The sequence below is a fragment of the Streptomyces sp. NPDC101194 genome (assembly GCF_044767885.1).
Classification (GTDB): Bacteria; Actinomycetota; Actinomycetes; order Streptomycetales; family Streptomycetaceae; genus Streptomyces.
The window spans coordinates 706,678-719,132 of sequence record NZ_JBIWOS010000003.1 but is presented as its reverse complement, the minus strand read 5'-3'; the positions used below and the strand labels follow the sequence as shown (position 1 = coordinate 719,132).

The 12,455-nt window shown below is 70.2% G+C and carries 8 protein-coding genes; 6 read left to right on the top strand and 2 right to left on the bottom strand.

All coding sequences use genetic code 11. The annotated features are described in order from the left end of the window. Positions 1-76 precede the first annotated feature (76 nt). Both ACIRP2_RS16200 and hflX read left to right on the top strand, forming a co-directional pair. Complete coding sequence (locus ACIRP2_RS16200; protein ID WP_404250650.1) at positions 77-1,531, top strand: M1 family metallopeptidase; 1,455 nt, start codon at positions 77-79, stop codon at positions 1,529-1,531. 143 nt (positions 1,532-1,674) lie between these two features. Beyond that, positions 1,675-3,195, top strand: coding sequence for a GTPase HflX (gene hflX, locus ACIRP2_RS16195; protein WP_376218073.1), 1,521 nt, complete (start codon positions 1,675-1,677; stop codon positions 3,193-3,195). A gap of 82 nt (positions 3,196-3,277) precedes the next feature. On the opposite strand, the gene ACIRP2_RS16190 is transcribed toward hflX, so the two are convergent. Then, complete coding sequence (locus ACIRP2_RS16190; RefSeq protein WP_404250648.1) at positions 3,278-4,447, bottom strand: trypsin-like serine peptidase; 1,170 nt, start codon at positions 4,445-4,447, stop codon at positions 3,278-3,280. 251 nt (positions 4,448-4,698) lie between these two features. After that, complete coding sequence (locus ACIRP2_RS16185; RefSeq protein ID WP_404250646.1) at positions 4,699-5,919, bottom strand: trypsin-like serine peptidase; 1,221 nt, start codon at positions 5,917-5,919, stop codon at positions 4,699-4,701. A gap of 329 nt (positions 5,920-6,248) precedes the next feature. Here ACIRP2_RS16185 and ACIRP2_RS16180 point away from each other — a divergent pair, with 329 nt between their 5' ends. From ACIRP2_RS16180 to ACIRP2_RS16165, 4 genes are read left to right on the top strand one after another with little or no spacing between them, the layout of a single operon-like run. Beyond that, positions 6,249-7,628 (top strand): diaminobutyrate--2-oxoglutarate transaminase family protein, encoded by a 1,380-nt coding sequence (locus ACIRP2_RS16180; RefSeq protein ID WP_404250644.1) that lies wholly within the window; start codon positions 6,249-6,251, stop codon positions 7,626-7,628. Positions 7,629-7,651: 23 nt separating this feature from the next. Beyond that, positions 7,652-9,541: an IucA/IucC family protein gene (locus tag ACIRP2_RS16175; protein ID WP_404250642.1), complete on the top strand. Its 1,890-nt coding sequence runs from the start codon at positions 7,652-7,654 to the stop codon at positions 9,539-9,541. A gap of 44 nt (positions 9,542-9,585) precedes the next feature. Then, entirely contained in the window at positions 9,586-10,416 is an 831-nt protein-coding gene (locus ACIRP2_RS16170) for a GNAT family N-acetyltransferase (protein WP_404250640.1), read from the top strand. 60 nt (positions 10,417-10,476) lie between these two features. Continuing rightward, positions 10,477-12,417: an IucA/IucC family protein gene (locus tag ACIRP2_RS16165; protein WP_404250638.1), complete on the top strand. Its 1,941-nt coding sequence runs from the start codon at positions 10,477-10,479 to the stop codon at positions 12,415-12,417. The last annotated feature ends 38 nt before the right edge of the window (positions 12,418-12,455 follow it).

The following is a 12,455-nucleotide window of genomic DNA, read 5'->3' as shown; positions in this document are numbered from 1 at the left end:
CGTCGGGACGATCTCGTTCGAGTGGCGCGGCGCGCGCCGCGCCTGCTCGGGCGGGAGTCGCTGGTAGCGGTAGGTCATGCCGTTCATCTCCCGCCGTCTGCGGGCCGCTCTGCTGGCCACCGCAGCGGCCACGCTCGTCGCCGCCGCCCTCCCCTCACCCGTGCCGCTCGGTATCGGCGATCCGCTCTTTCCGCACCTCGGCAACCCCGGGTACGACGTCCTCTCGTACGACATCGGGCTGACCTACCGAGGCAGCAACAGCAAACCGCTGGACGCCGTCACCACGATCGACGCGCGGACCACCGAGCAGCTGGACCGGATCAATCTCGACTTCACCCACGGCAAGGTCCGCCAGGTCGAGGTCAACGGTCTGCGGGCCGACTTCGCGACGGCCGACGAGGATCTGGTCATCCGGCCCCCCGGCCGGCTCCCCGCCGGAGTACCGCTGCACATCACCGTCCGGCACACCAGTGACCCGAGCGGGAAGCAGGACAGCGGCGGCTGGGTGCGCACCGCCGACGGTCTGGCCATGGCCAATCAGGCGGACGCCGCGCACCGGGTGTTCCCCAGCAACGACCACCCCGCCGACAAGGCGTACTTCACCTTCCGGATCACCGCCCCCAAGGAATTCACGGCGGTGGCCAACGGCCTGCCCACCGGGACGGCCCGGCACGGTGCCGAGACCACCTGGTCCTACCGGACCGAGCACCCCATGGCCACCGAACTGGCCCAGGTCAGCATCGGCCGCTCCACCGTCCTGCGACGCACCGGACCGCACGGTCTGCCGGTCCGTGACGTGGTGCCGAGCGCCGACCGCACGCGCCTGGAGCACTGGCTCGGCAGGACGCCCGCCCAGTTGGACTGGATGGAGCGGCAGGTCGGCCGCTATCCCTTCGAGACGTACGGACTGCTGGTCGCGGACACGGAAACCGGCTTCGAGCTGGAGACCCAGACGCTCTCGCTCTTCGAACGGTCCCTGTTCACCCGGACCGCCTACCCGGAGTGGTACGTCGACTCGATCATGGTGCACGAACTGGCACACCAGTGGTTCGGCGACAGCGTCTCGCCGCGTGCCTGGTCCGACCTCTGGCTCAATGAGGGACACGCCACCTGGTACGAGGCCCGCTACGCCGAGGAGCACGCCGGCAAGAAGCTGGAGAACCGCATGCGTGAGGCCTACACGATGTCCGACGAATGGCGTGCCGCGGGCGGCCCGCCGGCCCGTCCTGACACTCCGGCGCCCGGACAGAAACTCAGCCTCTTCCGGCCGGTGGTGTACGACGGCAGCGCGCTGGTCCTCTACGCGCTGCGTCGGGAGATCGGCGCGAACGCCTTCGACCTGCTGGAGCGGAGCTGGGTGAGGAAACACCGGGACTCCAACGCCGCCACCGCGGACTTCGTCCGGCTGGCCTCGCAGACCGCGGGCCGCGATCTCACCAGGTTCTTCGACGGCTGGCTGTACGGCAAGAAGACCCCGCCGATGCCGGGGCACCCGGACTGGCACAGTGCCGAGCCCGCCGGACACCGGTAAACCAGGGTGACGGGCGCGGCGGACCATGCCACTATCGACGAGTCGCCGCGGCGGCCGGATCGATGATTCCCGACAGCGGGAATCATCGGGAGAGGTCACGCGTTGTGACTGATGTAACGGACTTTCATCGACGTAAGGATCCAATGACCTCCTCTTCTTCCCTTCCCCAGGACGCGCAGCACGCGCAGAGCGCTACGGAGAATGTCACCGAGAGCCTCACCGAGAGCCTTCGGGCCGACGCCCTGATGGAAGAGGACGTCGCCTGGAGCCACGAGATCGACGGAGAGCGGGACGGCGAGCAGTTCGACCGTTCCGAGCGTGCCGCGCTGCGGCGGGTGGCGGGTCTCTCCACGGAGCTCGAGGACGTCACCGAGGTCGAGTACCGACAGCTGCGCCTGGAGCGTGTGGTGCTGGTCGGCGTCTGGACGTCGGGGACCGTGCAGGACGCGGAGAATTCCCTCGCGGAGCTGGCCGCACTCGCGGAGACGGCGGGTGCCCAGGTGCTCGACGCCGTCTTCCAGCGCCGCGACAAGCCCGACCCGGCCACCTACATCGGCTCGGGCAAGGCACTGGAGCTGCGCGACATCGTCCTCGAATCCGGGGCCGACACCGTCGTCTGCGACGGTGAGCTGAGCCCCGGCCAGCTGATCCATCTGGAAGACGTCGTCAAGGTCAAGGTGGTCGACCGGACCGCTCTGATCCTCGACATCTTCGCCCAGCACGCCAAGTCCCGAGAGGGCAAGGCACAGGTCTCGCTGGCACAGATGCAGTACATGCTGCCGCGGCTGCGCGGTTGGGGCCAGTCGCTCTCCCGTCAGATGGGCGGCGGCGGTTCCAGCGGCGGGGGCGGTATGGCCACCCGCGGCCCCGGTGAGACCAAGATCGAGACGGACCGGCGCCGGATCCGCGAGAAGATGGCGAAGATGCGCCGGGAGATCGCGGAGATGAAGACCGGCCGCGAGATCAAGCGCCAGGAGCGCAAGCGCAACAGGGTGCCGTCGGTCGCCATCGCCGGCTACACCAACGCGGGCAAGTCCTCACTGCTCAACCGCCTGACCGGGGCCGGTGTCCTGGTGGAGAACGCGCTGTTCGCCACGCTGGATCCGACCGTGCGCCGGGCCGAGACGCCGAGCGGCCGGATCTACACCCTGGCCGACACCGTCGGGTTCGTACGGCATCTGCCGCACCACCTCGTCGAGGCGTTCCGCTCCACCATGGAGGAGGTCGGCGAGTCCGACCTGATCCTGCATGTCGTGGACGGCTCCCATCCGGTGCCGGAGGAACAGCTCGCCGCGGTGCGTGAGGTGATCCGCGAAGTGGGTGCGGTGGACGTGCCCGAGGTCGTGGTGATCAACAAGGCGGACGCGGCCGATCCGCTGGTGCTGCAGCGGCTGCTGCGCATCGAGAGGCACGCGATCGCGGTGTCGGCGCGCACGGGTGTCGGCATCGACGAGCTGCTGGCGCTCATCGACAGCGAACTGCCCCGGCCGTCGGTCGAGATCGAGGCGCTCGTGCCGTACACCCGGGGCGGGCTCGTTTCCCGGGTGCATGCCGAGGGCGAGGTGATCTCCGAGGAGCACACGTCGGAGGGCACCCTGCTCAAGGCGCGGGTTCATGAGGAACTGGCAGCCGACCTCTCGGCGTACGTGCCCGTGGCGCACTGACCGCGACACGGCCCGGCACGGCCCGAAGGCCCGCTCCCTCGTTCGGGAGCGGGCCTTCGGGCGTCCTTCGTGCAGGCGGCCGTCAGCGGCCGCCGAACTTCTCGCTCATCATGGTGAAGACGTCCTGTGCGCCCCTGCCCAGGTGCGGACCGGCGAGCCAGCCCGAAGTCACCGGTCCGATGGAGGTGTTCGAGACGAGGGCGAGCTTGCCGTCGGCGCCCTTGCTGAACCATCCGCCGCCGGACGAGCCGCCCGTCATGGTGCAGCCGATGCGGTACATCGCCGGAGTGCTCGGGCTGATGGAGAGCCGGCCGGGGCGGTCGACGCACTTGTGCATGATCAGGCCGTCGTACGGCGGGGCGGCGGGGTATCCCCAGGCACCCATGGCACTGATCCGCGAGATCTCGGGGGCGTCGAAATCGACCGGCAGGGCGTTGCCGACGGTCTCCTCCAGGGACGTGGTGCCCCGCTCCGGCTTCACATGCAGCACCGCGTAGTCATAGGGGGCGCCCTCACCTCCGGTGGGGCCACCGTCGGCGAGCCATTCACCGGACGTCGTGGCCCAGTCGGCCCAGTACGCGCCGTACGGGGCGACCTCCTGCGGCTGCGCGTTCTTCAGCGCGGCGGCGGACCGACCCTTGTCGTTGTACGCGGGAACGAAGACGATGTTGCGGTACCAGCCGCCCTTCGAACCGGCGTGCACACAGTGTCCGGCGGTCCACACCAGATTGGACCTGCCCGGGTTCTTCGGGTCCTTGACGACGGTGCCCGAGCAGACCATGGAGCCCTCGGGGGAGTCGAAGAACACCTTCCCGACCGGGGCGGCGTAGTCGTGGTAGGGAGTCCTCTCGCGCTCGGCCCTGACCGGGGCGGGCTCCGGATCGGTGACGCCCTGGCCGCCGGAGAGGTCGCCGGCCGCCATGGTCTTCGCGGGATCCTTGGCCGTCTTCATCCGGTCGGGCTTCCACAACCCGTCGATGACCGGGTTGACGAAGTCCTTGGCCTCACGCAGCCACTTGTCCCTGTCCCAGTTCTTCCACTCGCCGTTCTTCCACTTCTCCGGGTCGACGCCGTGCTTCTTCAACGTCTCGGCCAGGCCGCCGGACAGCGAACCGCCGGAATCCTGGCCGCCTGCGGAGTCGACGGCGGGCTTGTCGGACGCCGTGTCCTCGCTCGGACCACAGGCCGTGGCGGACAGCGCGAGCGCGGCGACGAGGCCCGTCGCGGCGAGGAGCGGACGTATGGATCGCATGGAAAGGGATCCCCCCGAAATGTGAGAATGTCATGAACTTGTCATGCAGAACGGTGGCCGGACCCATGGCCGCCGCTCATGCAGGCCCACCCTATGACGGGACGGACCACGCTCCTCGCCACGGAGGCACGCGCCGCAGGCGGCCCGTGGCCACCGCCCGACGGCAGGGGCTCCCGGCGGGCGATTGCCGCACCGGGAACCCCTGAAGATCCGTCATCCGCTTTCCCAAGGGCCCGGCTGACGGACTGTCGTCACTGTCCCGCGTACTTCTTGCTGACCGAGTCGTAGACGGCCTTGGCCTCCTTGCCGAAGCGCGGCCCGGCCAGCCAGCCGGCCGTCACCGGTCCGATGGAGGTGTTCGAGACCAGTGCGGGCTTGCCGTCCTGGCCCGCCGCGACCCAGCCGCCACCGGAGGCGCCGCCCGTCATGCTGCAGCCGATGCGGTACATCGTCGGGTCCTGCGCGGTCAGCGAGAGCCGGCCCGGCTTGTCCGCGCACTGGAACGCCTTCTGGCCGTCGTACGGCGGAGCGGCAGGGAAGCCGGTGGCGGTCATGCTGCCGATCTTCGGCACGGCCGGTGCGTTGAACTCGACGGGCAGCGCGGAGCCGACCGTCTCCTCCAGCGACTTGCCCGTGGAGCCCTTCTCCGGGGTGACATGCAGCACCGCGAAGTCGTACGGGGCGCCCTGGCCGCCGACCGAGGCGCCCTGGGAGATCCACTGGTCGGACGTCTGCGCCCACTGACCCCACCACACGCCGTACGGGGCGATCTCCTGCTTGCCGGCCGTCTTCAGCTCCGCCGGTGACAGACCCTCGTTGTTGTACGACGGAACGAAGGCGATGTTGCGGTACCAGCCGCCCTTCTTGCCCGCGTGCACGCAGTGCCCCGCCGTCCACACCAGGTTGGACTTGCCGGGGTGGGCCGGGTCCTGCACCACCGTCGCGGAGCAGACCATGGACCCCTCGGGGCTGTCGAAGAGCAGCTTCCCGGACTCCGCGGCGGTGGCGTGGTACGGCGTTCGGACACCGGCGGCGCGGACCGGTGCGGGGGTCGGGTCCGTCACGCCCACATCACCCGAGATGTCGTTGTCGACCGGCTTCTCCGGCGACTTGTCGGCATCCCGCATACGGTCCGGGTCCCAGAGGCCCTCGATGATCGGGTTGACGAAGTCCTTCGCCTCGCGCAGCCACTTGTCCCTGTCCCAGTTCTTCCACTCGCCGTTCTTCCACTGGTCGAGATCGATCCCGTGTTCCTTGAGCCGGTTCTTCAGATCGTCCGGAATGGTGATCTTGCCGTCCGAGGCCTGGCCTGCGGGACTGCTCGCCTTGTCACTCGCGTCGTCCTCGCCGGGCCCACAGGCGGTGGCGGTGAGCGCGAGGACCGCGGTGACCGCGGCCGTGGCGAGCACCGAGGAGCGCCTGCGGCGTGTGCCCCCCTGACGTGCGGCGAGAGCCGGTCGAATGAGTCGCATGTGGTGATCCCCCTGGGACTTCGTCACTCAACACTTCTGTACTGCACTTCGGTACTGCTGCGGGCCGTTCGCTCCGAACGCCCTGTGGACTGCCGGACATGTGCCCGAGCCCTCCGTGCGGCCCCCACTATGCCGGTGCCGATGGGGACGGCACGCGGCAGGGCCACGGTTCCGCCTCCGCAAGGATCTTCGGATTCGGCCGTGATCCCCGGCGTCCGGCGTCGTTGGTACGTACGAGGGACTCGCGGACAGCGTTCATCCCCGCAGTCCGTCCGTGCGCCGATGTACCGACGTGCAACGCAACTGTTACAGCGGGAGGACCAACAGCCGTGGCCGTGACCGAACCAGCTCCGGTGGCAGCACCGGCGGTGCACGAGGGGATCCTGCGCCGCCAGTCACTGCGTGAATCCGCCGCCCGCACGTACGCGCGTTCACTGCCGATCGTGCCGGTGCGGGCCCGAGGGATGACCATCGAGGGCGCGGACGGGCGGCGATACCTCGACTGTCTCTCCGGAGCAGGCACCCTGGCGCTCGGGCACAACCATCCGGTGGTCCTGGAGGCGATCAAGAAGGTGATCGACTCGGGCGCACCGCTCCATGTGCTCGACCTCGCGACCCCGGTCAAGGACGCCTTCACGACGGAGCTGTTCGCCACCCTGCCGAGGGGGTTCGCCGACGACGCCCGGATCCAGTTCTGCGGACCGGCCGGCACGGACGCCGTCGAGGCGGCGTTCAAGCTGGTCCGTGCCGCGACCGGCCGCAGCGGCCTTCTCGCCTTCACCGGCGCCTACCACGGAATGACGGACGGAGCCCTGGCCGCCTCGGGAGGTGCCGAGGACGTACGTGTGACACGACTGCCCTTCCCCCGGGACTACCGCTGCCCCTTCGGCGTCGGAGGCGGACGCGGCGCGGAGATCGCCGCCCGCTGGACGGAGAACCTGCTGGACGACCCCAAGGGCGGTACACCCCCGCCGGCCGGCATGATCCTCGAACCGGTGCAGGGGGAGGGCGGCGTGAACCCCGCCCCGGACGGCTGGATGCGCCGGATGCGTCAGATCACCGAGACCCGCTCCGTCCCACTGATCGCCGACGAGGTCCAGACGGGTGTGGGGCGCACCGGTGCCTTCTGGGCGGTGGAACACAGCGGGATCGTGCCCGACGTGATGGTGCTCTCCAAGGCCATCGGCGGTTCCCTCCCGCTCGCGGTGATCGTCTACCGCTCCGAACTCGACATCTGGCAGCCGGGCGCCCACGCCGGTACCTTCCGGGGCAACCAACTCGCCATGGCGGCGGGCACGGCCACCCTCTCCTTCGTACGGGAGAACCACCTCGCCGAGCGTGCCGCGACGCTCGGCGCCCGGATGCTCGCGCGCCTCCAGGCACTGGCCTCGGACCACCCGTCCATCGGGGACGTCCGTGGACGGGGCCTCATGATCGGGGTGGAGCTCGTCGACCCCGAGGCCCCCGCGCGGGGCGACGGCCCCGAGCCGCCGCCCGCCCCGGCCCTCGCCGCAGCCGTCCAGCAGGAATGCCTGCGCCGTGGGCTCATCGTCGAACTCGGCGGACGCCACTGCACCGTCGTTCGCCTCCTCCCGCCCCTCACTCTCACCGACGAACAGGCAACAGCGGTCGTGGACCGCCTCGCCGACGCCCTGGCAGCCGCCGAGCGCCTGCCCCACCGCAGGACCACGACCGGGGCGATTCGCTGACCCCCCTCACAAGGAAGACCGCCGTGAACCCCACCCCCGCGCCCCAGGCCGACGGCCCTCCCCCCACCCCGCAGCGAGGACCGGCCGGGCTCACCGGCAACCTCGTCGTCGAGCACACCACCGTGCCGCGCCAGAAGGCGGCACCGCACGACGAGCAGTACCTCCCGATGCACATGGAGAGCGCCGAGGCACCCGCCGACCTCCTCGACCACCCGGACCCGCTGCGCGCCGCCGACACGGCCGGTGTCGAGAACCTGCTCCGCTGCTGGGTCCGGGAGAGCGATCTGCTCCGACCGGCCGGGGAGACCCTCCGCATCCCCCTTCCCGCGAGCGGAACCGCCCTGCTCGTCCCCGTCGTCTACTGGTCCGTCACGGGCTGGCACCGCTTCGGCATGCCCGTCCTGGAAGGAGCACCCGAAGGCGCGCCCCCCGTCGACGCGGTGACGGTCGCCGCGCTCCTGAGCCGCGAGGCCGACCGTGACGGGGGCACCGACATGGTGGCCCGGGTCGCCGACTCCGTACAGCGAACCGCCGGCTTCATCACCGAGCGGCGCCGCACACCCGAGGCCCCGGCCGAAGCGGACCTCTTCCTCACCGCCGAGCAGTCACTCCTCCTCGGACATCCGCTCCACCCGACGCCCAAGAGCCGCGAAGGCCTCTCCGACGCGGAATGCCGCCGCTACTCACCCGAGTCGCACGGCTCCTTCCCGCTCCACTGGATGGCCGTCCACCGGTCCGTACTGGCCACCGACTCCGCCTGGACCGAGGGCGGCCGTCCGGTACCGGCGGCGGAACTGGTCGTCTCCCACACCGAGGGGCTGCGACTCCCCGACAACACCACACCGATTCCGCTCCACCCCTGGCAGGCCCGCGAACTCGGACACCGGCCCGAAGTCGCCGCCCTGCTCGACGCCGGACTCCTCCACGACCTGGGGCCGCACGGGAAGCCCTGGCATCCCACCTCCTCCGTCCGTACCGTGCACCGGCCGGACGCCGACGTGATGCTCAAGCTCTCCCTCGGTGTCCGCATCACCAACTCCCGCCGGGAGAACCTCCGCAAGGAACTCCACCGCGGGGTCGAGGTGCACCGGCTGCTCCGCAGCGGCCTCGCCGCGCGGTGGCACGCGGTCCACCCGGGCTTCGACATCGTCCGTGACCCCGCCTGGCTCGCCGTCGACGGCCCGGACGGCGAGCCCGTCGCGGGTCTCGACGTGATGCTGCGTCACAACCCCTTCGGGCCGTTCGACGACGCGGTCTGCATCGCCGCGCTCACCGCCCCGCGCCCCTGGCCGGGCCGGACGGGTACGCACTCACGCCTCACCGGGATCGTCCTCGCCCTGGCAGCCGCCACCGGACGAGCCGTCGGGGCCGTCGCCACCGAGTGGTTCCTGCGCTATCTCGACCGCGTCGTACGCCCGGTTCTCTGGCTCGACGGTCACGCGGGCGTCGCGCTCGAAGCCCACCAGCAGAACACCCTGGTGCTGCTCGACCCCCACGGCTGGCCCGTCGGCGGCCGATACCGTGACAACCAGGGCTACTACTTCCGTGAGTCCCACCGCACCGCGCTGGAGCACCGGCTCCCCGGCATCGGACAGGTCAGCGACACCTTCGTCTCCGACGCGGTCACCGACGAACGTTTCGCCTACTACGTCGGCATCAACAACGTGTTCGGCCTGATCGGAGCCTTCGGCGCACAACGTCTCGCCGACGAACAGGTGCTCATCGCCGCGTTCCGCAGATTCCTCGACTCGGCCATCGCGTTGGGCTCGCCCCTGCCCGCGCATCTGCTGGAGAACCCCCACCTGCGCTGCAAGGCCAACCTGTTGACCCGGTTGCACGGCCTCGATGAACTCGTCGGGCCCGTCGACACCCAGTCCGTCTACGTCACCATGGCCAATCCCTTGTACGTCTGAGGGAACTTGGCAACGATCTGATCCGCCGAGAGGAGAGCGACGCCGTGACTCCCGCCGATGCGCACGCCGAAGCCGGTGCCGGCCCTGCCCCGCCGACCGACACGGGCGCCGAGGACACCCTGGACCTGCCGCTCTCCGAAGAACTCCTCGCTCTGTTCGAGGAGGAGACACCGGCCACGCCCGGGGAGGACGCATCGGCCGACCCGGCACCGTCCCTGCCGCCGAACACGTCCGCGTCGTCCGAACCGGGCGACGCGGGTTCGGCGGCGGGCAGACGGACGGCCACGAGCAGTGCGGCCTCCTCCGACCTGCTCGACCACCCCGCCGACTGGGGACCGGTGACCACCCCGGCCGGAGTGTTCCAGCTCGTTCCCGCACGACTGGAACGCGACCTCGCCGTGATCAGCCGCTGGATGAACGATCCCGCGGTCGCCGCGTTCTGGGAACTCGCCGGACCCGAATCGGTCACCGCCGACCACCTGCGTCCTCAACTCGACGGCGACGGACGCAGCGTCCCATGTCTCGGCGTGCTGGCCGGGATTCCCATGAGCTACTGGGAGATCTACCGGGCGGATCTCGATCCGCTGGCGCGCCACTACCCGGCCCGCCCGCACGACACCGGAATCCACCTGCTCATCGGCGGTGTGAACAACCGGGGACGCGGAGTCGGCACCACCCTGCTCCGAGCCGTCTCCGACCTCGTGCTCGACAACCGCCCCCTGTGCGCGCGTGTCGTCGCGGAACCCGACCTGCGAAACACCCCCTCCGTCTCCGCCTTCCTGAGCGCCGGCTTCCGCTTCTCCGCGGAAGTCGAACTCCCCGACAAGCGAGCTGCCCTGATGGTCCGCGACCGAACCCACCGTGCCCAGCTGTGAACGAACTGCCGCCTTGCGTATACCGCAACCACCCCATCGGTTCCGTCCCGAGGAGGCCCCGTGCCGAAATATCCCGCGAGCCAGGATTCAGCGGAGTCAGCCCCACTGCTCAGCACACCGGAACTCGACCGGGCGGTCTGGGACGGAGCCGCCGCCCGGCTGCTCGCGAAGATGCTCGGTCAGTTCGCCTACGAGGAGGTCGTCGAACCGGTCGCACAGGCCGACGGGAGCGACACGTACACCCTCGGGCTCGACGACGGCGGAACCCTGAGCTTCAGCGCCCGACGGGGCGTGTACGGCGGCTGGCTCATCGCTCCCGAATCGATTCGTGAGAAGCGCAGGAGCGCCGGGGCCGAGCCCGCGGAATCGACGCGCGGCAGTGACCGGAGCGAGCCCGCGGAATCGGCGCACGGCAGTGACCGGGACACGCTCGCCGAGCAGATCCGGGACCGGAACGGCGAAACCGTCCCCTTCCACGACCCGCTGAGCTTCCTCGCCCGCGCCCGCCACCTCCTCGGGATCGACGGCGCCACCCTCGGCCACCTCATCCGGGAGATCACCACCACCCTCGCCGCCGACGTCCGGCTCGACCGCACCGCGGTCCCCGCCGCCCGGCTGGCCGACCTCGACTACGCCGAGCTGGAAGGGCACCAGACCGGCCACCCCTGGCTCGTGGCCAACAAGGGGCGCCTCGGCTTCTCCGCCGCCGACGCCTCCCGCTACGCCCCCGAGGCCCGCACACCGGTCAGGCTGCCGTGGATCGCCGTCTCCACCCGGATCTCCGCCTACCGCGGAGTGACCGGCCTGGCCACTCCCCGGCAGCTGTACGCGCAGGAACTCGACCCGTCGGTCCGCGACTCCTTCGCCGCCGTGCTCCACACCCGCGGCCTCGATCCCGACAGCTACCTCTGTCTCCCCGTGCACCCCTGGCAGTGGGACGAATGGATCGTTCCGGTCTTCGCCCCGGCCCTTGCGGCGGGTGACATCGTTCCGCTCCACGCCGACACGGACGACCGGTTGCCGCAGCAGTCCATCCGTACCTTGACCAACGTGTCCCGTCCCGACCGGCACACGGTCAAACTGCCCCTGTCGATCCTCAACACCCTGGTCTGGCGGGGTCTGCCGACCGAGCGCACCCTCGCGGCCCCCGCCGTCACCGGGTGGGTCCAGGGGCTGCGTGACCAGGACGCCTTTCTGCGCGACACCTGTGGGGTCATCCTGCTCGGCGAGGTGGCCTCCGTGACCGTCGAGCACCCGCTCTACGACCACCTTCCCGAGGCCCCGTACCAGTTCAAGGAGATCCTCGGCGCCATCTGGCGAGAACCGCTCCAGCCCAGGCTCGCGCCGGGCGAACGGGGCCGCACCCTCGCCTCGCTGCTCCACACCGATCCCCAGGGGCGCGCCTTCACGGCCGAACTCGTCGCCCGCTCGGGACTGACCCCCACCGCCTGGCTGACCAGGCTCTTCGCCGCGTTGCTCCCGCCGCTGCTGCACTTCCTCTACCGCTACGGCACCGTGTTCTCCCCGCACGGCGAGAACGCCATCGTCGTCTTCGACGACCAGGACGTACCCGTGCGCCTGGCGATCAAGGATTTCGTGGACGATGTGAACATCAGCGCCCAGCCGCTGCCGGAGCACGCGTCGATGCCGCAGGACGTGCGCAGCATCCTGCTCACCGAGCCCCCCTCGTTCCTCACCCAGTTCATCCACGCCGGACTGTTCATCGGTGTCTTCCGGTTCCTGTCCCCGCTCTGCGAGGAGCAGCTGGGAGTCCCGGAAGCCGAATTCTGGTCACTCGTGCGGGCCGAGATCCTGCGGTACCACGCCCGCTTTCCCGAGCTCAAGGAGCGTTTCGAGATGTTCGACATGCTGACGCCTCGCATCCAACGCCTCTGTCTGAACCGCAACCGCCTGCATGTGGACGGTTACCGGGACCGCCCCCGACGGCCGCACGCCGCCATCCACGGGACCGTTCCGAACCCGCTCCACCCCTCCGCCTGAGTCCGGGAGTGATCGCCGTTGTCAGTGGTGCGCCGTAG